Below are 20,410 nucleotides of genomic sequence, written 5' to 3'. Positions count from 1 at the left end.
GTTTTAAATTAATAACCAGGGTTTTGAATCAGGTTTGGATTAGCTACAAGATCTTTTGCAGGAATTGGGAAAAGATTTCTAAAGCTTTCAACTGCTTTTCCATCTTTTATATTTCCTTTCCAAGGCCATAAATAATCTCCTGTAGTATATCTTCCGAAACGAATAAGATCAGTTCTTCTGGTCATCTCCCACGATAATTCTCTGGATCTTTCATCCAAAATAAAATCTAAATTAATAGAAGTAACATTTCCACTGGTATTTTCGTAAGCTCTCTCTCTTAATTGGTTAATATAACCAACTGCTGTAGCAATATTTCCACTTCCCCCTCTAAGGGTAGCTTCAGCATACATTAAATAAATATCTGCTAAACGGTATAATGGAATATCAGCCTCAACCCATGTTTTGTCTGCTCCGGCAACACCATTACTTTTAATATTTTTAAACTTGACAAAAGCATAACCATCATTAAATGAACCTAAATCATTAATTTCAAGATTTTGATCTGTGGTAAAGAAATTACCTCTCTTATCAGCACCATTCGCCGGAAATTTAGCAACAAATGCTTTTGTAGTTCTAAGACCACCCCAGCCGCCATTAACACCATAATTTACAGCCTGCATTGACCCTCCGATAGCAGCATGAACCAAATAGGTAGTTCCACCATTGGTTTGTGTATTAACACCATCAAAGTTAACCGTAAAAATAGCTTCAGGATTATTTACATTATTGTCTGCAAGAAATAAATCTCCGTATTTAGGTTTTAAAGAATAACCAGCAGCTATCACTTTATTACAATATGTGATACAGTCATTATTTCTTTGTGTTCCTGTGTATACAGACGCATTAAGATACAATCTTGCCAATAATGACCAGGCTGCTGCTTTGTCTGCTCTTCCATAAGCATTTGCCTTTGGATCTTTCAAATCATTGCTACAAGCCAATAATTCCTGTTCAACAAAATTAAACAAAGCCGCCCTTTCAATTCTTTGAGGTGGGTTTGTAGATCCCGGAAGGTAATCTTCTTTTACGAAAGGTACATTTCCAAACATATCTAATGCGTGGTAATAAGATTGTGCTCTTAAAAATCTTGCTTCAGTACGCATATATTTTGCCTGAGCTAAATTATCCCCCGTAATATTATTCTCCGCTAATTTTTCATCTGTTACATTTCTCAAGAATTCGTTACAAAAAGCAATTTCTGTAAAAATTCTATAATATAATGCTGCGATAAACTCATTTGAAGAATCCCAGGTCATCTTATGGATGGTATGCAGGTTACCATCATTCCATGCGATTACGGCTTCATCGGTAGATATAACATTCATAGTATACATCAATCTTGTATACTGAGAAAAACCACCATTAATACCATTGATATCAGTATCAGGATAGTTTGCTCCATCTCCACTTACCTGACCACCCATAGCAAGTCCACCATACAATTTTGCCAGAATATTAGGATAATTTCCAAAATCCTTATAAACATTTGCAGAAGTGGCATCTGTAATAGGCTCTCTTTCAAGATCATTAACACATGACGTCACAGATAGCAATCCGATAACGGACGCTGTTAAAAATATATTTTTAAAATTTCTATTTGATTTCATCTTACTACTAATTAAAATTGAAAATTAAGACCCAATGAATAAATTCTAGGCATTTGATAATAACCATTGTCTATCCCGTTGAAAACCTCGGGATCAATCCCAGAATATTTTGTAATCACAAAAACATTCTGTGCCATACCATACACTCTTAAACTACTTCCTTTAGAGAATACTTCTCCAAAATTATATCCGACATTAATATTGTCTAATCTTAAGAATGAAGCATTTTCCACATATATATCTGAAAAATATTGGGGTAGTGAAAATTGATAAGCAGGTGCTGTTGAATATACATTTTGTAAATATTCATTTGTAGATGCTGACTGCAATGAACTGTTTGAAGCTGCATTATTATAAACATAATTACCTAATACTGCTCTTGCGCTTAATCCAAAATCCCAATCTTTATAAGAAACTTTGGTAGAGAATCCTAAAATTGCATCGGGTGTTGTAGATTTATAATAATACTTATCTGAAGTATTTATTATTCCATCACCATTTCTATCAACATATGCTCCATTCAAAGGCTTTCCGTTGTTGTCGTAAACCTGTTGATAAACCCAGAAAGCATTTGGTGCATACCCTACAGCATGAGCCTGAATGGTATTTCCTGATCCACCCTCGATTCCTCCGACAGGAATATTAAAACTTGCATCAGCTCTTTCCAGAAGATTAGTGACCTCCGGTTTATAATGAGTTGCATTAAAATTGACCTCCCAAGTGGTATTCTGATTTTTAATAGGAATTACAGTAATACTCCCTTCAATTCCTTTATTTTTCATATTTCCTACATTAAGTAGGTTTTGATTACTTAAGTCTCCTGCAGCAATTGGAGAAAGAACCAGTAACTTTTCAGTATCCTTCTGGAACAAATCTATGGAACCAAAGATTCTATTATTTAAAAATCCATAATCTATTCCTAAATTCTTAGTTGTTGTTGTTTCCCAAGTAAGATTAGGATTATAAATATTAGGTCTAAACATGTAATAGTATTGATTACCAAATTGATAGTAAGCACCATCATTACTTGGATTATATGCTGCATAAGCCGGATAATTGAATGGTTTATTGCCATCTAACCCAGGTAACTCCTGCTGTCCTGTTTTCCCCCAACCTGCTCTTAGTTTCAAGGTACTTATTGAAGAAACACTTTTGATAAAGCTCTCTTCATTTAACTTCCAAGCTACCGATACTCCTGGGAAGTTACCCCATAAATTATCTCTTGTTCCATTAAAAAAACGCGAAGATCCATCTCTTCTTATAGATCCTGAAACAATGTATTTGTTTGCTATAGTAAATATTGCTCTTCCATAAAAAGATATTAATGTATTTTGGGTTTCAAAATCATTATTAATTTTGGTTGGGGCATTTCCTTTGTAATTGATAGATCCGGGAATAATAGTTCGAAAATCCTGGTATGAATAACCTGCAGTAACATCAACTCCCGTATTAATTGAAGAAATATTTTTAACGTAATTAAAATAAGTTTCCAATAGCTTATTCTTTTTCTCCATTCTAAAGATGGTAGAACTTCCCATATCGTTCACTCCGGGTCTGTACAGTGCACTTACTTTTTTCTGTCCGTCACTTCTGGTATAATCATAACCAGCATTTACATTAAAATGTAAGTCTGGCAGAAAATGAAATTTATAATCTAACTGGATATTTCCTAATCCTCTTAAAACTGATGAAACATCATGAATTCCATTAATCATTCCTAATGGATTTGAGTTAGCATTTACATTCGTACCATTTACAGATCCGGCATCAAGCCATTCATAATACCCTCCAAAATTAGAATTCCCTGAATACACAGGTTGTGTGGGATCGAAATAAGTTGCTGTTTTAATCACACCACCATCTACGAATCGGTTATCAGTAAAAGTTCCTTTTGTACTTACATTTACGGATAAGTGATTATCAAAAAACTTGGGGTTTAAATTCAAGCCTACCGATGTCCTTCTAAACGAATTGGTTTTTACAATACCATTCTGCTCGTTATAACCAAGTGATAAACGGTATGGCAAGCCTTTGATTCCACCCGATAATGCAATGTTATTATCTGTACCCCATGCTGCCTGATAAATTTGATCTTGCCAGTTCGTATTTGCATTCCCTAGTTTCGTTTTATACCCTGCAGGAGCATAGGTATTTACAAAATCCCTGAACTGGTTAGCATCTAAAACATCTACATTCCCCATTTTTGTAGAAACCGAAGCAACCGTAGAGAAATTAACTCTGAATCTACCTGCAGTTCCTTTCTTTGTGGTTATTAAGATAACACCATTAGTTGCACGGTTACCATAAATAGCTGTTGCGGATGCATCTTTTAAAATATCAAATGTTTCAATATCATTTGGGTTGATCAATGATAAAGGATCAGCTGCACCATTAACTCCCACAAAGTCCTGTGGAACACCATCAATAACGATGAGTGGTGAGTTATTACCATTTAAAGAAGCCGTTCCCCTAATTCTTATCGCTGTTCCAGATCCGGGAGCACCACTATTATTCGTAATTTGTACACCTGGAGTCTTCCCTTGTATCAGCTGGCCTGCGGATGTAGCACCTCCGTTGAAATCTTTTGAAGATACTGAAGTTATGGAACCTGTAAGATCTGATTTCTTCTGCTTTCCATATCCAATCAATACAACTTCCTCTATTTTCTTTTCTTTAGTAACAGAGTCTTGTGCATAAACCATTGTACCAGCTAGTAAAAAGGCAGGCGCAATTTTTAATACTGTTGTAAAATTTCTCAAAATATTGTTTTTTTTAGTTTCGTTTCTGTAGTAATACTGGTAGAAAGCCAGCTTTGCAATTTATAAAAAAAATATAATTATCATAAATTTAATAAAAATTCAGATAATTTTATGTAAATTGAACGACCTCCAAAGATTAGATATCTGCTTTCCATTTACTTACACAGTCGTATGTCATGCATAATAATATTCTACATTTAATATAAAGTTAAACAACCGTTTAACAAATTGTAATATTTGTTTTGTATTTAAGGCCTTATTGAAGGTAATGTTTGCAGACTATCACAAATTTTCGAGAGATATTCCGTATATTTGTAGTTAAATTATTACTATAAATGTCAAACAGAAAGATGATTACGGCAGCTTTGCCTTATGCAAACGGACCGGTTCATATAGGGCATTTGGCAGGTGTTTATATTCCTGCGGATGTTTACGCAAGATTTCAAAGAAGATCAGGAAAAGATGTAGCGTTTATCTGTGGTTCAGATGAACACGGAATTCCTATTACCATAAGAGCTAAGAAAGAAGGAGTTAGTCCTCAGGATATTGTGGACAAGTACCATGAGATCATTAAAAAGTCTTTTTCAGATCTGGGAATTTCATTTGATGAATATTCCAGAACGACTTCCAAAAAACATTATGAGACCAGTCAGGATTTTTTTAAGACTCTTTATGAGAAGGGAAAATTTACTGAGGAGGTTTCAGAACAATATTTTGATGAACAGGCTAATGAATTTTTAGCTGACCGATATATCGTTGGAACATGCCCGAATTGTGGGAATGAAAATGCGTATGGAGACCAGTGTGAGAGATGTGGTTCTACCCTTTCTCCTTCAGAACTGATCAATCCAAAATCAATGTTAAGTGGAAATGTACCAATTCTTAAAGAAACCAAAAACTGGTATCTTCCTTTAAATGAATATGAAGATTTCTTGAATGAATGGATCATTGAAGGTCACAAAGACGACTGGAAACCCAATGTATACGGACAGGTAAAATCATGGCTGAATGATGGTTTAAAACCTCGTGCAATGACCAGAGATTTAAACTGGGGTGTTCCGGTTCCACTTCCGAATGCTGAAGGAAAAGTATTATATGTATGGTTTGATGCACCGATCGGATATATTTCTTTTACCAAAGAATGGGCTGAGAAAAATGGAAAAGACTGGAAAGATTACTGGCAAAGTGAGAACAGTGATCTGGTACACTTCATTGGAAAAGATAATATTGTTTTCCATTGTATTATTTTTCCGGCGATGATGAAAGCTCATGGAAATTATATTATGCCGAAAAACGTTCCGGCATTTGAATTCCTGAATCTTGAAAATGATAAGATTTCAACGTCAAGAAACTGGGCAGTTTGGGCTCATGAATATGTTGAAGAATTTCCGGGGCAACAGGATGTTTTAAGATACGCATTGCTTTCTTCAGCTCCTGAAACCAAAGATAATAACTTTACCTGGAAAGATTTCCAGACGAAAAACAATTCTGAACTGGTTGGAATTTTTGGTAACTTCATTAACAGAGTTGCTGTTCTTATCCATAAATATTATAATGGAGTTGTTCCACAGGGAGATGTAAATACTTCTGAATTAAAGGAAATAAATAAATCTGCTAAGGAAATTTCAGCTTTTCTGGAAAACTATGAATTCAGAAATTCTTTGACAGCATTAATGAATTTGGCTCGTTTTGGAAACCAATATCTTCAGACTGAAGAACCTTGGAAAACCATTAAGGATAATCCTGAAAAAGCAGCACATTCATTATTTGTTGGTGCTCAGATTGCTGTAGCTTTAGCTCAGTTATGTGAACCGTTTATGCCTTTCAGTTCTGAAAAGTTATTGAATATGTTTAATGTTCAAAAATTGAGCTGGAATGATGTTGAAACAAAATCTGTTTTAATTGAAACCGGACATACAATTAATGAATCATCACTTCTTTTCTCAAAAATAGAAGATGATGTTATTGAGGCTCAAATTCAGAAGCTTGAAAATACGAAACAAAATAATAAGAAGACAAACCCTAACGCAAAACCAATGAAAGAGGAAATTACTTTTGACGACTTTACAAAAATGGACCTTAGAACAGCTACGATCACTGAAGCTGAAAAAGTAGAGAAAGCAGATAAATTATTAAAGCTTACCGTTGACACAGGGGTTGATGTAAGAACAGTAGTTTCAGGGATTGCAGAAAGCTTTAGTCCGGAAGAACTGATTGGAAAGCAGGTAATGATCCTATTAAATCTTGCACCAAGAAAGATCCGTGGAATTGAATCTCAGGGAATGTTATTATTAACGACAAAACCAGACGGTAAATTATCTTTCGTTACTCCAGACGACAGCAATGTTGAAAATGGTATCGAAATAGGATAATCAGCTCTATTTATAATAAAAAGACGCATGGAGTTCCATGCGTCTTTTTTATTTTCTTCCGCCATTGCGAGGAACGAAGCAATCTCATCATCAAATCTAAATTATTTATTTTTCAATTTGAGGTTGCTTCGCTTTGTTTGCAATGTCAAAACGTTTTACTTTTTTGTTAATCTAGCTAAATAGGCATCCTCGTCCTGCATTACTTTTTCAATGGCAAATCCATTATTCTCTGCAGCGTTTTTTAGCGTTTGAAAATCAAGATACAACCATTTTATAGGCTCCTCTGATTCTTCTTTGTAATGAACCACATAATCTAATTCTCCATAATACCCTTCTGCAGGAATGTATATTCCACCATCCTCATCTCTATCGAACATATATAGAATATCTGTACTATCAATTAAGATTTGTCCGTTATCGTTAAGCAAAGATCGTAATTTTTGAAGGTAGGTATCGATTTCGGCCAGGCTCCCAAATATTCCGGTTCCATTCATTAACAGTAAAACCGTGCCAAAAGTTCCTTCAGTGAAGTCAAGCATATTTTTACAAACAGCATTTTTAATTCCTCTGAGTTTACAAACCTCAACAGATTTTGGCGAAATATCCAATGCTACAACATCCAGATTTCTTTCGTTCTGAAGATACAAAGTATGTGAACCTGCTCCTGCACCAATATCCAAAATTTTTCCATGAGCTAATTCCAGAGCTTTCTGTTCGAGATCATTCATCTCTTCAAAATCTCTGAAAAGATATTCTACCGGAAGTTCATCGAGTTCAGAAATCGAGGTTTCAGTTTGCAAATCTTCAGGATTGTCATTGTGATAATAGTCCCAGATCGCCTTACCCATTAAATCTTTCATAGCTATTTTTAATGGGGCAAAGATACGGGTTTGACTTGAAAAATAAATACAGGATATATTATTACAGATATTGGCAGAAGCTTATATCCGCAATAACTTTATAGCCCCGATAGTAACGGTTACCCCGCAGCAAAGGATGGGAATGGTTTGGAGCGAGGAGTATAAGTGGATAGCGGGAAAAAGCTCCTTATTATGATCTAAAAAGAAAAAATGTCTGTCATTAAAAAACCCGAATGTAATGTCTAGGCTCTATTTATTGATCTGAATTCATTTCTTTTCGGCGTTCAGTTTGTGATTCATCCTGAGCCACACCAGCCTTCCAATAGGAATATGCATACAGCTCCGATTGTTTCCAATTTTTTTCTTTTCTGAAATAAGAACGAATTTCTTTTACTGTTGACAGTTCACAAGCGAGATATCCAAATTTTGAGGTTTCGGGAATCACTACATTTCTCACCGTTTCAGTCAGGTTATTTCCTAAATGAGAATCGGGATTATGAACCCATATAAACTCAATATCAGCTTTAGTTTCTATTTTTTGCTCGTCTTCTTTTCCATGAACCTCAATCACGCAAACTCCTTTTGCCGTTTCCGCAAGGGTTTCTAAAATAGCACTTAAAACCGGGATTGCCGTACCATCACCAATCAGAAAATACCAATCGACCTGGGGATACAATTCTTTCCTCTCTGTGCGCATCATTATTCCTAATTTTGAACCTTTCTCTGCATCTCTCGCCCATTTTGAAGCGGGGCCACCGTCACCATGATCCACAAAATCAATAAATAGCTCATTGGTCTTAAAATTAATCCCACGATGGGTATACGTTCGGATGGATGGTGCTACCTCTTTCGAAGGATGGATCCACTGATGACCGTCCCAATCTGGAAAGTAAATTTCATTCAATTCCTCTGGAGGAATGGCAATTTTATTGTTATCCCCGATGGTGGTATCTTTAAATTGTAAAACATCTTCCGAATGGAGATATACCCTGATAAAATGTGGTGTTATGTACTCTTTTTTAGTGACTTCTGCAACAATCTGCCCGGTTTGAATTTTAGTCATAACTGAAATTTTAAAATTAGATGTAGCTTCAATAAATACATGAAGCCCTTTAATAAATGAAAATGAATAATTATAATTGTCTTCATTAACCCTTTGCTTTGAGCAATGCAAATGTACTTAAATATTATTTTTATTACGTCTAAATAAAAATAATATTATATAAAATTATTCATCACAGCTAATTCGTTGTTTTTTATGATACACTAGAAAAACGTAAAACCCCAGCTTAAAAAAGTCCGGGGTTTTACTAGTGAAAAACAAGGTATCTTCAGATGGCAGGACCTGCCGCATCTTTTATTTCTTCTAATAATTGTTTACGTTCTCTCAATCTTCTTCTTGCAATAACTGATTTTCCACTAAGCATTCTGATAAATCTCAAATACTGAAAACGTTCTTTTCCAAAATGGTGTGTCAGGACATAGGCTAATACCCCAAAACCAATCAAAACAATACAGCCGAATATTTTTTTGCCTGCAATAATGATCGCATTGAGTTGGACTGTTTTCATATTTCCGGCCAGAGTTTGCGGACTTATTGTCATGCCATCGATGTAAACAGCCAGATCCCCAATTGCCACAACTTGAAAATGATATTGAAACCAAGAATAGATTGCAGAGAAAAGACCAACAGCGAGGAAAGTTCTCCAAACCAATACAAGACCTATGGCCGCGAGCATATCATCAAGTTCTAATTTATCCAAAGTATAAAACCAAACAGAAATGAATAACGAACACATTCCATAGCCTTTTAAAAACATAGGAAGATACCATCTTTCATAACTAAACTCCAGCACCATGGAAAAGTACATGATCATTGCATATCCTACCATAGCAGAAAACCCAGAGAAAATAAACATTTTGAGTGGTTTTTCTTTTTTAAACCAAAAAATAGCAATGAGTCCAGCCAATATAATTCCCGGAATCATCAGAATATTAAGCCAGGCATTGGTTAACTGATCATATCCTAAAACACCTACTGCAAAGGTATTTTGTAAGGTCGTTGTACCTAAAAACATCCCAAGCCAAAACAACATAAACAATCCATTTTGCACATTATTTCTTTTGAATATGGTGAATGACAAATAAGGTCTTTTTAACGTTAACTGACGGATTGCCAATAATGCAAAACTTACAAAAGCACCAATACTGGCATTCATTATTTTGGAGGAATTCCACCAGTCCTGTTGTTTTCCAAATGAATACACATAAGCTGAAAACATGAATGTGGAAACAAAAAGTAAAATACTCAACCAATCAATATAATGCAATGGAACTTTAAGAGCAAAATATTTATCGTGCATAAAAATCCAGTGTATCAACGCTAATATAAAACATAAGACTGCTACAATAATGTAGAAATGTTGCCAGTTATACAATATAGAAACCTCTACTGCATAATAGCTTGCAATCTGATTCATCATCAAAACGAAGGTATAAAAGGCTCCATAAAATACACCGCGGTTTCCTATCATTGCCATTAATGGCAAGAACAGTTCAATGGTCACCATCATTTTTAAAAATCCAATGATCAAAGCAGTGATTACCATTACCATTGGTTGTAAGGTTGTTGCATTCACATAGCTCAATAATCCCAAGAGAACAAGGATTAAAACAATCTTGTCACGGACCTTGAATCTCATCTTCATTCTAAGAACTACCGGCATACAAGCCCCCATTCCTATCGTTGTGGCATAGTTCGCCCAAATAAAATATTCTGAAAGGGCTCCGGTACCACCAACGAGATAACTGATATTACCAGTGTACACTCCACCCAATGGCATTACCACAGCTAATAGCAGCACAATAAGCAGAAGCTGAACCGGTTTTGGAACCCAGTCATGATATAAACCTTTGTTGTACATATTTATATTTTTAAAGTTGAAAATTGATGGTGGAATGTTGAAAAAAACTCTTTACAATTTTAATTTTCATCCTTCAATTTTTTAATCTTTCACATCAATATTCACATTCATATTCATTCCGGCGCTGAGCTTACTGATGTCTTCTTTTTTATTAGAGGCTGTAAATTCTATTCTAACCGGAATTCTCTGCTGAACTTTAATAAAATTACCTGTAGAATTATCTGTAGGAACATTTGAATATCGGGATCCCGTAGCTGCTGAAACTGCTGTGACTATTCCTTCAAATTTTTGTCCGCCTAATGCATCAGCAGTCATCATCATCTTTTCTCCGATCTTAATATGGGGCATCTGACTTTCCAGAAAGTTAGCCGTTACCCATTTTTGACCATTTAATACGATGGTCGCTACCTGTTGTCCCGGCTGAATTAATTGACCCTCGGAGATTGTCCTTCTTCCCATTACCCCATCATAAGGAGCCGTAATTACAGTGTAAGAAAGATTTATTCTCGCCATATCTAAGGCAGATTTTGTTCTTTTTATTTCAGCATCATTAATTCCTAATTTGCTTTTAACCTCGGTTGTAGAAAGGTTAGCTGATTGTTTTTGATTAACTAACGTTTCATAAGCTGCTTTTTGGGCATCATACTCCGTTTTTACCTGATCAAACTGTTGTCTTGTTACCGCTTCAGAAGCTAAAAGGTTTTTATATCTGTTTAAATTCTGTTCAGCATTCCACAATCTGGCTTTCGCTCCTGCAATATTAGACTGCATTACATTTACGTTATTGGAAACCGTATTAACTGATGAACTTGTCGCTGAACGTTGTGCCAAGGCATTCTGATAGGCAGCTTCCGCCTGTCCTAACTGTGTTATGATTTCATTCTTATCTAAAATAACTAAAGTATCGCCCTTTTTTACCTGTTGGTGTTCAATGAATTTTATTTCTTTAATATATGCTGAAACTCTGGTATTAATAGGATTGATAAATTCTTCCACCTGAGCTGCTTCTGTATAACTCTTATCTCCAATGTGAAAATATTCCCTAACCAGCCAGAATAATCCAAAACCTATTACCAGGAATACAATGATGTTAGAGATAATTGCTCTTATTTTATTTTTCCTCGATTCTTTTTTCTTAGCTACTACACTTGATGCTGTAGAAGCCGGTTGTGTATTTTGTTGTTCCTTGTTTTCCATTATCTTGATTTTCAGTTTTAAAAATTAAAGTGTTCCTGTCGATTTCAAAAGATTATAGTATTGATATAAAACATTGATCTCAGCATTCGCAAAATCCAATTCTGACTGTAACTTTTGATTTTGAGCATCGATCATTTCCGCCTGTACCGCAAGCTGGTTTAAGTATTTAGCTTCAGTTATTTTATAGTTTTCTTCTGCTAATTGTTTAGCATCATTAAGGATATCTGCCTGCTGAATCGATTCCTGATATTTTACGTAGGCAGCATTTACCCCCATATCTATATTCTGCTGAACTAAAGTCATGCTGTCATCTGCCTGGTTTTTTTGTATTTCTCCAAGCTTAATTTTCTCTTTAGTTTTATAAAGATTATCAATATTATAACTTAAAGAAACACCTGCCTGCCAACCTCCGGAATACATATCCAAAACAGGATTTCTTGTAGTAATCGGCCTTTGTAGCGTATAACCTCCAAAACCAGATAATGTAGGAAGCTGATCTGTTTTTATAATTTCAATGTTTTTACTGGCCATATCAATATTGGTTTTTGCAGATTTTAGCTGTGGATTGCTATTATGGGCCAGGTCTACATAATAATCCATTCCAATTCCTACTTCTTTACTCGCTAAACTCTCAATGGGAATAATTTCAGTATCAGCGGTTAAACCTAGGGCAATATTTAAATTATAGTTAAGGATCTTTCTATTGTTGACCAATGTTAAAATCCCCTGATCTAAATTTTTTATTGCCAACTCACTACGGATCACCTCATTTCTAGTTACCATACCCTGTTGGTAGAATTTTTGAATATTCTTTAAACGTTCCTGAGCCAACTTTTTATTATTTTGGAAAACGGATTCCTGATTAAGGATCTTATAAACATCGAGATAATTGGATATCACTAAAAGTTTAACATCCTGCTTATTTTTCTCTAAATCTAATTCAGAAAGTTGCTCACGAAGTCCGGCCAACTCTATAGACTTATTCACCAAACCGCCTTTAAATATCAGTTGAGTAGCCTGTACAGCGTATGAGCTACCGTAATGAGGCATCGGAATATTGGTTGAGTTGGAAAAATCTTTATCAATTGCAACCGCATCACCTAAATAAAACTGACTTGTAGAAGCTGTAATATTAGGTAGCTTTTGAAGTTTTGTAATATCAGTCTGCTGCTTCGCAATATTTATATTGTGAGCCGAAACTTTTAACTGCTGATGATTTTGAAGTGCCAGTTCAGCAACTTCATTTGCTGTCATCTGTTTCACCTGCTGTGAAAAAAACAGCGTAGGAAATATCGCTATCAGAATTGATAGTGCTGTTTTTACATTATTTATCATTTTACCTTGTTTTACAAAGGCAAAGTTACGGTGGTAAGTAAATCAAACAAATGCTTGATTTTTGGAAAAAGATGTTCAAATGTAGGATTTAGCTTTCAAACTGATTCCTGTATTGGCTGGGACTTACTTCTAAATGTTTTTTAAAAAAATGGGAAAATGAGTATTGATCACTAAATCCAAGAATACTTGAAATCTCTGAAACCGGCCTTTTAGAGGAATTCAAAAGAACTTTAGCTTCATTAAGTACTATCAGTGCGATTATCTGACTTGCAGACTTTCCGGTAATCGACTTCACGACTGATGAAAGATGTCTGGTTGTAATCGACTGTCGTTCGGCATAAAACTCCACACTTCTATCTTGTTGATGATTTTCTGCAAGATCATTTAAAAAAACAAAAACAATCTCTTCCTGTCTTGACATTTGCCCCATAGAATTGCTGTCCTCCTTAGAAATAATTCCCGCCATCTGATAGCAAAAAACAGAGAACAGATGCTCTACAATTTCCTTTTTGTACATCATTTCAGTATCAGAATCGAGTATATATTTAAGGAAGTTTACGCTTTTCCATACCATTTCCATTTCATCTTCCTGAAAAGGAACCCCTTTGTTCATTTGTTGTCTAAAGTAGCGATAGGCAATTAAGCGATTAAACTTTAATGACAGAGCAGAAATGAATTCTCTTTTGTAGGAAACCATTCTGGATTGAAAATTTTCACTTACTGATACCATTTCATAAACAGTTTGTGGATCTGTCACCATGAACATATTCGGAGTAAGCTCTAAATCACTAAAATGCTGGCGAAGTTTTATCGTTCCGCTTTTTATAAAAATAAATGCAGGATTATCCGGACGAAAAGGCTTTTCGGCAGAAATTCTTTCAAAAATATTATGTTGTGTAAAAATTTCAACACCAAATTTTTCTAATGCAGACATATAGCAAATTTATTCAATCTCTTGGACGGTTGCAAAATTTTATTAATTTAGTATGATCCAAATCCACATCATGAGAAAGATAGATCTTTTCTTTGCAGAATATTGTAAGAGCCACAAAAACAAAACCAATAAATTGATCCATTGGATGTGTGTTCCTTTAATTTTCTGGACTATATTAGGTTTTGTTTCTCTTATTCCATCACCACATATGTGCTCTCCTTACTTTGGCTGTATCAGTATTATAAGCATCATTGCTGTAGTTCTGGTTACTGTATTTTACCTGAGATTATCTTTACTGATCAGCTTTATTATGCTTATTATAATGATATTGATGGAACATTTGGTATACACTGTCAATATTCATTTTTGGAAAAGCTCATGGATCATTTATCTTTCAATATTTATCATCACATGGATTTTACGTTTTTTAGGACATAAAATAGAAGGCAAAAAACCTTCATTCGTAAAAGATCTTCAATTCCTTTTAATGGGTCCTATCTGGCTTTTGACCTTTATTTTAAAAAAAACAGGAATAAAATATTAATCTTCTAGTGCATATACTGCAAAGCTTGCAAGCCAGTGATCGCCACCATAATTCCCCTGAAATAACAAAGGCAATCCATTGGCTAAGAATTTATCCGCTGTTTTAGCAAAGTCCTTTTTTAAAGGATTACCATCGGGAAGTGCTTTTGCTATTCCTTTCATACACCATGCTTTTGAAAAAGATAACCCCACTAAATGAATCGTTTGATAATCGGTTAAATCACTGACAACAGGAATCTTTTCAACATTCTCAAGGCTTCTTTTTTCGTAGAAATTATTTAACCATTTTACAAATTCCTTTTGTGGCAGAACACGTCTCATCAGATCAGCAATTTCAAGACTTGGAGAAAAGAAATCCGAGCCATCAGGCTCCAGATAGGCAGGTGTCTTCTCATCAGCTAAATAGAAATATCTGGCTTTTTCTAAAAGTTGATTTTCAAAATCTTTATCTTTACTTGCTCTTGCCCAATCTATGGCAAAAGCCATTGCAAAGGCAGTGTTTGGATGAACACCAGTACGGTTAGGATAGGTTTGTTTTGGCAGAAAGGTTTTCCAGGATTTTAGGATCTGATCAGTTAAAGGTTTTAGATTTTCGTGCCAGATCTTAGCTTTTGGGTGATTCCAGGTCATCAACTCTTCATCTAACTTCAGTAACCACCCCCAACCATATGTTCTTTCAAAAGTAGTTGTCAATTGATATTTTGTAAAGTAATCAGCTTCAGACTGTAAATTTTCTTTTTGAAAAGAACCATCAAGGATCTTTTCGATTTCTTTTGCGTTCGATAGATTGGGTTTTGTCTTTAGTAACCTTACCAACATCCAATGCCCATGAACAGAGCTATGCCAATCGAAACAGCCATAAAAACTTGGATGTAGATTTTTTGGACTTAAAGGTACCTCCGTTTCGTTGTTAATGATGTGTGCTGTTTTATTGGGATATTCCTGATTGATACAGTGAAGCGGTTTATCCGCGAGTTTTAATGCGATATCATCCGTTAACTTTGGAATCTCTTGGGCATACAAGAAAAATGGAGCACATATAAATACTAAAAGACTTTTTTTCATTGAATAAAAATAAGAAATAATTTGAATCTTAATAACCCTGACCAGTTCAAATATCAATTTTATAAGCATTAATCTTTAATCCAAATTTTTATTTAAAAAATTAAGTCAATCTGTAATTTTCAAGCATAGTTTTTGATAGGATACATAAAAACTTACTAATGAAAAACCCTATCCTTCCTTTATTTTGCCTACTACTTATACATTGCAGTAAATCTGATGGTGTTGTCCAACATGAGGCCAAAGCTGACCTGATGGAAGTCTTACAGGAAGATAAAAACATTCCTTCTGAAAATGAACCTCCACCTCCACCTCCACCCTCTCAAGAACAAAAAAGAGAAAACTCTTCCAAAAGATCAGATACTATTTCTAAGAAAATTATTAAAAATGGAGATATGCGCATTCAGGTTGGAGATATTAAAAAATCTCAGGGTCAGGTGAATGAAATCTTAAAGAAAAACAAAGCCTATATTCAGACTGAAAACTTTAGAAACTCAGACGTAGACGAGAATTTAGACCTTACCATACGTGTTCCACATAAAAGTTTTGATGCCCTCATCAATTCTCTTTCGAGTGGTATGGGTTCAGTATTATCAAAAAATATTTCATCGGAAGATGTCACTGAAGAGTATACAGATGTTTCCATAAAATTAGCAAATAAGAAAATTTATCTTGAAAAATACCGTGATCTGCTTAAGGGTGCATCTACTACAAAAGATATGCTTGAGATTCAGGAAAAAATTCGTGGTTTAGAGGATGAAATAGATGTTGCAGAAGGAAAACTTCGTTTTATCGATGACCGGGTAAATTACAGCACATTAAACTTAAGTCTGTATAAAGAGAAGGTAAGAAGCTCAACTACATCACAAATAGGATTTGGAAGTCGTTTTGGAGATTCTATTACTCAAGGATGGAATAGTTTTATAAGTTTCATATTAGGTCTAATCTCATTTTGGCCATTCTTTTTAACGATCCCTTTAATTATATTCTTGTGGAGAAAATGGAAAGGAAGAAGAAAAAAATAAACAAAATCCGAATATGAAATTCATATTCGGATTTTTATTGATTAAAAGGTCTAGGCATTGAAATAATCTTTTACAGTTTCCAATACTTTTTCATCTGACATCTGTTGCGAGGTATCTAAGGTAATTTTCAGATCTCTGAATTGAGCCGTATCATGCAGATAATGTTTTAGCTCCTCCTGAACAATTCCAGGTCCTGTAATATAGACCTCCTGAGAATTGGTCAATAAATGCTCAACTTCTTTGAAAAACTTTACTCTATTGGTTTTTTCAGCATTATTACCAGCATTCTCACTGGAGTTCCCATGCTGTTTCTCAGCTTTTACGGGATTACAAAGAAAAAATTTAAAGGCATTTTGTGCATCATGGTTTTTCACTACGATGGCTTTTTCAGTATCTATCCAGATTCCTGCTAATTTCTTGTCTGACATAATTTAATTTTTTAAAGTTATGCTAGGTCAAACAACAATAATGCAAAGGGTGCGTTAATGCATGTTAAATAATTCTCTTGTCTATTTAACAGAAGAACAACCGTAAAGTTTCTCATGAGATTTATTCGCCTTTCGGCTCGCAATGACAACTATTTTCCTAAAACAAATACAGCGGGAATTTTATGAAGTTCCGGTTTTAATTTTTGCCATTCCTTGATCGTTTTTGTCAGAATGAACTCATGCTCCGGATCATTAATATTAGCTGCAATACAGAGTTTTGTATGAGGAGATAAAAATTTGCACAGATCTTCAAAAAGAGGATTATTCCGATATGGTGTTTCCATAAAAATTTGAGAGTAACCTGTTTTCTGTACAAGACTTTCTAAATGCAGGATCTGTTTCTTTTTTTCTCCTTTTTCAATTGGAAGATATCCATTAAAGGAAAACTCCTGACCGTTAAACCCACTGGAAATTAAAGCCAAAATAATAGAAGATGGTCCAGAAATAGGTAATACCCTAATATTTTTCTCATGACACCATTTTACAACAAGGTTTCCAGGGTCAGCGATACAAGGGAGTCCAGCTTCGGAAAGCAGTCCAAAATCCTGACCTTTAAGCATCAATTCCTGAGCATCTTTTATATCTGCATTCTGAGTATATTTATCCAGTAAAAACAGTTTAAGATCTGACTGCTTTTTATCGGGAGCGAAAAACTTAATAACTTTTCGGGCAGTCTTTTCATTTTCCACAAAAAAGTAATCGGTCTGCATGATATAATCATTCATCACAGGTGAAAAATGACTAAGCGGTGTATTTTCTGATAAATAGGCAGGAAGTAAAAAAAGCATTATATTATTTTTGGGTTCTTTCTTTTAGTGAAGGTTGTGGGTAATATTTTGTTAAGTCCATGGAAAATGAAACTGAAGTAATTTTCCAGATACCTTTGATCTTCATCAGTGTCCAGATCTCTTTTCCCCAATTGCTCATTTTTTCATCATACCAGAAACTATAGTCAAAGTTTGCCGAAGCGATTGATCCATCTTCAATAATTTTAATATGATCAAATTTCTCTTCTGATTTATCATCTTTAAATCCAGCAATAAAAGTTTTATAATTATCAGAGAAATAAGCTTCAGCCTGAGGATTTTTCTCCAGACGTTTTGCTTGAGTTCTGTCCGTATATATTCCAGTCCAAAGTACTGGTTCCTGAAATAGGGAAAGAAACTTTTCTTCATTTCTGTTTTTGATGCATTCCATAAAATCATTCATCACTTTTCGAATGGCAACCTCATCTTTAGTTTGAGCAAAGAATATACTGGAACTTAAAATAAATAGTAGAAAAATATATTTCATATTAACTTAAAATTTGCTTACTTATCATATTACAGGCTTGATCCAAAAGCTGGTATACATCTTCAAAATCATTCATATCACCCCAATATGGATCGGGCACTTCTGCATCTTTATGATTTCCAGCCGCTTCTAAAAATAAAAATATTTTCTGTCTCTGCTCTTCATTTTTAGCTTTAGAAATAACATCTCCATAAATATCAATATCCATGCAATAGATTATATCAAATTTTTCAAAATCAGCATTTGAAATGGGTCTCGACCTTTGTTTTGAAATATCAATTCCGTGATTTGAGGCTGTTTTTATTGCCCGCTTATCCGGGTGCTCCCCTTCATGCATTGAAATAGTCCCAACGGAATCTACAAAAAAGCCGTCCGGAAGTTTTGTCTTCATAATTCCTTCTGCCAAAGGGCTTCTGCATATATTCCCTAAGCATACCATCAATATTTTCATGTGAATAAATGTATCTGTTTATGAGTAGTAACGTAAGAAACAAAATTAAACAAAAAATGAAGAATAATTCTATCCTTCATTTTTCTTTATATCAAATTAAATTATTTAATGCTTTATTCTTTCAGTAAGTTCCTTTACGTATTTTTTCACTTCTTTATCGATCTTTGAAACATCTTTTATTGTTTCGCACGCATACATTACAGTTGAATGATCTTTGCCTCCCATCTCTTCACCAATTTTAGTAAATGTGGCATTCGTAAATTCTTTAGCAAAATACATAGCTAACTGTCTTGGAAGAGCAATTTCTCTTTTTCTTGTCTTAGAAAGTAGCTGCTCTCTTTTAATACCAAAATAATCGCATACAATCTCCTGAATATAAGGAATATTGATGATTTTTTTCTGATTAGCAGCAATCTTGTTGATCGTATCTTTTAATAATTCTAGACTTAGATCAGATTTATATATTGTGGAATAGGCAATTACTGAGTTGATTACTCCAATAAGTTCTCTTACATTGGTTTTAGCTTCTGCAGCTAAGAAATCAAGCATATCTTCTGTAAGAACAATTCCGTCTCTGCTTAATTTATCAACAATAATTTTTCTTCTGGTATCAAGATCCGGAGATTTGATCTCTGCTGAAAGTCCCCATTTAAAGCGGGAAACAATTCTATCCTGAATATCCATAATATCTACAGGTGCCTTATCAGAAGTCAGAATGATCTGCTTTCCATTTTGATGTAAATAATCAAAAATATGGAAGAAACTATCTTGAGTAGCTGATTTCCCAGAAAGAAACTGAATATCATCAATAATTAAAACATCTACCATTTGGTAAAAGTTTGCAAATTCAGTTTGTTTATGAGCTTTAGCTGCCGATATAAACTGCTGAATAAATTTTTCAGAAGACAGATAAAGTACTACTTTATCCGGAAACTGGCTTTTAACTTCCAAACCTACTGCTTGTCCTAAGTGGGTTTTCCCTACCCCATATCCACCATATAAAAATAATGGATTAAAAGCTGTTGCTCCAGGTCTTTTTGCAATAGATCTTGCTACTGTAGCTGCAAATTTATTACTCTCTCCCTCTACGTAATTATCAAAAGAAAAATCTGATTTCAGATTAGAATCTATATTTACTTTTTTAATTCCGGGTACTACAAAAGGATTAACAATATTGGATGAAAAACCCTGCGGCATTGTTTCCTGCATTTTCGGAGTAGGAACACTCTTTCCTTTCATGTTCATTGTAACGGGTTTTTCTAAACCATTAGGCTTATTTTCCATTACTGAATACCATAATTTAACTCCTTTTCCTATATTTTTCTTCAGGGCAGCAGAAAGTAAAGATAGGTAATTATCTTCTATATATTCCTTGTAAAAATCACTCGGCACCATTAATGTAAGATTGTTGTCAACCAAAGAGATTGGCTGCACTTTATCAAACAGTAAGTCGAAAGACTTTTCAAGTTTTTTCAAATCAGAATTATCTTCAGCTGCGTTAAGATTGTCACGCATAAACTGAAGGCACTTCTGCCATATCATCATTAAATTTTCATCCAT

At 34.5% G+C, this 20,410-nt stretch carries 17 protein-coding genes; 3 read left to right on the top strand and 14 right to left on the bottom strand.

All coding sequences use genetic code 11. The features are described from left to right. Nucleotides 1–8: 8 nt before the first annotated feature. Complete coding sequence (locus NG806_RS00085) at nucleotides 9–1,607, bottom strand: RagB/SusD family nutrient uptake outer membrane protein (RefSeq protein ID WP_214833488.1); 1,599 nt, start codon at nucleotides 1,605–1,607, stop codon at nucleotides 9–11. Between the two features lie 11 nt (nucleotides 1,608–1,618). Then, nucleotides 1,619–4,366: a SusC/RagA family TonB-linked outer membrane protein gene (locus tag NG806_RS00080; RefSeq protein ID WP_214833491.1), complete on the bottom strand. Its 2,748-nt coding sequence runs from the start codon at nucleotides 4,364–4,366 to the stop codon at nucleotides 1,619–1,621. 335 nt (nucleotides 4,367–4,701) lie between these two features. Here NG806_RS00080 and metG point away from each other — a divergent pair, with 335 nt between their 5' ends. Continuing rightward, nucleotides 4,702–6,738, top strand: a complete 2,037-nt coding sequence (gene metG / locus NG806_RS00075) for a methionine--tRNA ligase (protein ID WP_214833494.1) — start codon at nucleotides 4,702–4,704, stop codon at nucleotides 6,736–6,738. 155 nt (nucleotides 6,739–6,893) lie between these two features. Here the strand turns inward: metG and NG806_RS00070 are convergent, their stop codons facing one another. The 6 genes from NG806_RS00070 to NG806_RS00045 all read right to left on the bottom strand — a co-directional run bounded on the left by NG806_RS00070 (nucleotide 6,894) and on the right by NG806_RS00045 (nucleotide 13,988). Then, nucleotides 6,894–7,598, bottom strand: a complete 705-nt coding sequence (locus tag NG806_RS00070; protein WP_261511469.1) for a class I SAM-dependent methyltransferase — start codon at nucleotides 7,596–7,598, stop codon at nucleotides 6,894–6,896. 253 nt (nucleotides 7,599–7,851) lie between these two features. Next, complete coding sequence (locus tag NG806_RS00065) at nucleotides 7,852–8,661, bottom strand: siderophore-interacting protein (protein ID WP_214833501.1); 810 nt, start codon at nucleotides 8,659–8,661, stop codon at nucleotides 7,852–7,854. A gap of 268 nt (nucleotides 8,662–8,929) precedes the next feature. Then, the gene (locus tag NG806_RS00060) at nucleotides 8,930–10,522 is read right to left on the bottom strand and encodes an efflux MFS transporter permease (protein WP_261511468.1); all 1,593 of its coding nucleotides are present in this window, start codon (nucleotides 10,520–10,522) and stop codon (nucleotides 8,930–8,932) included. 81 nt (nucleotides 10,523–10,603) lie between these two features. Then, nucleotides 10,604–11,719 (bottom strand): HlyD family secretion protein, encoded by a 1,116-nt coding sequence (locus NG806_RS00055; RefSeq protein WP_261511467.1) that lies wholly within the window; start codon nucleotides 11,717–11,719, stop codon nucleotides 10,604–10,606. A 24-nt stretch (nucleotides 11,720–11,743) separates the two neighbouring features. After that, on the bottom strand, nucleotides 11,744–13,054 hold the full coding sequence (locus NG806_RS00050; protein WP_261511466.1) for a TolC family protein: 1,311 nt from the start codon (nucleotides 13,052–13,054) through the stop codon (nucleotides 11,744–11,746). 88 nt (nucleotides 13,055–13,142) lie between these two features. Further along, nucleotides 13,143–13,988, bottom strand: a complete 846-nt coding sequence (locus tag NG806_RS00045) for a helix-turn-helix domain-containing protein (protein ID WP_261511465.1) — start codon at nucleotides 13,986–13,988, stop codon at nucleotides 13,143–13,145. Nucleotides 13,989–14,058: 70 nt separating this feature from the next. Between NG806_RS00045 and NG806_RS00040 the strand changes: the two genes are divergently transcribed. Next, nucleotides 14,059–14,532: an Mpo1 family 2-hydroxy fatty acid dioxygenase gene (locus tag NG806_RS00040; protein WP_214833587.1), complete on the top strand. Its 474-nt coding sequence runs from the start codon at nucleotides 14,059–14,061 to the stop codon at nucleotides 14,530–14,532. Here NG806_RS00040 and NG806_RS00035 read toward each other — a convergent pair. Next, complete coding sequence (locus NG806_RS00035) at nucleotides 14,529–15,596, bottom strand: DUF2891 domain-containing protein (RefSeq protein ID WP_214833590.1); 1,068 nt, start codon at nucleotides 15,594–15,596, stop codon at nucleotides 14,529–14,531. The two genes, NG806_RS00040 and NG806_RS00035, sit on opposite strands and share 4 nt — an antisense overlap. Nucleotides 15,597–15,754: 158 nt before the next feature. On the opposite strand from NG806_RS00035, the gene NG806_RS00030 reads away from it, so the two are divergent. Then, nucleotides 15,755–16,618 (top strand): DUF4349 domain-containing protein, encoded by an 864-nt coding sequence (locus NG806_RS00030; protein ID WP_261511464.1) that lies wholly within the window; start codon nucleotides 15,755–15,757, stop codon nucleotides 16,616–16,618. 50 nt (nucleotides 16,619–16,668) lie between these two features. Here NG806_RS00030 and NG806_RS00025 read toward each other — a convergent pair whose 3' ends face one another. From NG806_RS00025 to dnaA, 5 genes are all read right to left on the bottom strand, one after another. Further along, nucleotides 16,669–17,046, bottom strand: a complete 378-nt coding sequence (locus NG806_RS00025) for a hypothetical protein (RefSeq protein ID WP_214833596.1) — start codon at nucleotides 17,044–17,046, stop codon at nucleotides 16,669–16,671. 149 nt (nucleotides 17,047–17,195) lie between these two features. Beyond that, nucleotides 17,196–17,894: an SAM-dependent methyltransferase gene (locus tag NG806_RS00020; protein WP_214833598.1), complete on the bottom strand. Its 699-nt coding sequence runs from the start codon at nucleotides 17,892–17,894 to the stop codon at nucleotides 17,196–17,198. 4 nt (nucleotides 17,895–17,898) lie between these two features. Beyond that, nucleotides 17,899–18,399 carry a Cif family virulence factor gene (locus tag NG806_RS00015; protein WP_261511463.1) on the bottom strand — a complete coding sequence of 167 codons (501 nt, stop codon included), beginning with the start codon at nucleotides 18,397–18,399 and terminating at the stop codon, nucleotides 17,899–17,901. A 1-nt stretch (nucleotide 18,400) separates the two neighbouring features. Further along, entirely contained in the window at nucleotides 18,401–18,850 is a 450-nt protein-coding gene (locus NG806_RS00010; RefSeq protein WP_261511462.1) for a low molecular weight protein-tyrosine-phosphatase, read from the bottom strand. Between the two features lie 105 nt (nucleotides 18,851–18,955). Beyond that, nucleotides 18,956–20,410 carry a chromosomal replication initiator protein DnaA gene (dnaA, locus tag NG806_RS00005; RefSeq protein ID WP_214833607.1) on the bottom strand — a complete coding sequence of 485 codons (1,455 nt, stop codon included), beginning with the start codon at nucleotides 20,408–20,410 and terminating at the stop codon, nucleotides 18,956–18,958.

The organism is Chryseobacterium paludis (genome assembly GCF_025403485.1).
GTDB classification, from domain to species: Bacteria; Bacteroidota; Bacteroidia; order Flavobacteriales; family Weeksellaceae; genus Chryseobacterium; species Chryseobacterium paludis.
Note: the sequence above shows the minus strand (reverse complement) of the source record. Positions and strands in the feature narration are given on the sequence as shown.

Excerpts from the sequence above, each read along its gene's own strand:
- NG806_RS00085 (WP_214833488.1), bottom strand. The coding sequence starts at position 1,607 with ATGAAATCAAATAGAAATTTTAAAAATATATTTTTAACAGCGTCCGTT.
- metG (WP_214833494.1), top strand. The coding sequence starts at position 4,702 with ATGTCAAACAGAAAGATGATTACGGCAGCTTTGCCTTATGCAAACGGA.
- NG806_RS00070 (WP_261511469.1), bottom strand. The coding sequence starts at position 7,598 with ATGAAAGATTTAATGGGTAAGGCGATCTGGGACTATTATCACAATGAC.
- NG806_RS00065 (WP_214833501.1), bottom strand. The coding sequence starts at position 8,661 with ATGACTAAAATTCAAACCGGGCAGATTGTTGCAGAAGTCACTAAAAAA.
- NG806_RS00060 (WP_261511468.1), bottom strand. The coding sequence starts at position 10,522 with ATGTACAACAAAGGTTTATATCATGACTGGGTTCCAAAACCGGTTCAG.
- NG806_RS00055 (WP_261511467.1), bottom strand. The coding sequence starts at position 11,719 with ATGGAAAACAAGGAACAACAAAATACACAACCGGCTTCTACAGCATCA.
- NG806_RS00050 (WP_261511466.1), bottom strand. The coding sequence starts at position 13,054 with ATGATAAATAATGTAAAAACAGCACTATCAATTCTGATAGCGATATTT.
- NG806_RS00045 (WP_261511465.1), bottom strand. The coding sequence starts at position 13,988 with ATGTCTGCATTAGAAAAATTTGGTGTTGAAATTTTTACACAACATAAT.
- NG806_RS00040 (WP_214833587.1), top strand. The coding sequence starts at position 14,059 with ATGAGAAAGATAGATCTTTTCTTTGCAGAATATTGTAAGAGCCACAAA.
- NG806_RS00035 (WP_214833590.1), bottom strand. The coding sequence starts at position 15,596 with ATGAAAAAAAGTCTTTTAGTATTTATATGTGCTCCATTTTTCTTGTAT.
- NG806_RS00030 (WP_261511464.1), top strand. The coding sequence starts at position 15,755 with ATGAAAAACCCTATCCTTCCTTTATTTTGCCTACTACTTATACATTGC.
- NG806_RS00025 (WP_214833596.1), bottom strand. The coding sequence starts at position 17,046 with ATGTCAGACAAGAAATTAGCAGGAATCTGGATAGATACTGAAAAAGCC.
- NG806_RS00020 (WP_214833598.1), bottom strand. The coding sequence starts at position 17,894 with ATGCTTTTTTTACTTCCTGCCTATTTATCAGAAAATACACCGCTTAGT.
- NG806_RS00015 (WP_261511463.1), bottom strand. The coding sequence starts at position 18,399 with ATGAAATATATTTTTCTACTATTTATTTTAAGTTCCAGTATATTCTTT.
- NG806_RS00010 (WP_261511462.1), bottom strand. The coding sequence starts at position 18,850 with ATGAAAATATTGATGGTATGCTTAGGGAATATATGCAGAAGCCCTTTG.
- dnaA (WP_214833607.1), bottom strand. The coding sequence starts at position 20,410 with ATGGATGAAAATTTAATGATGATATGGCAGAAGTGCCTTCAGTTTATG.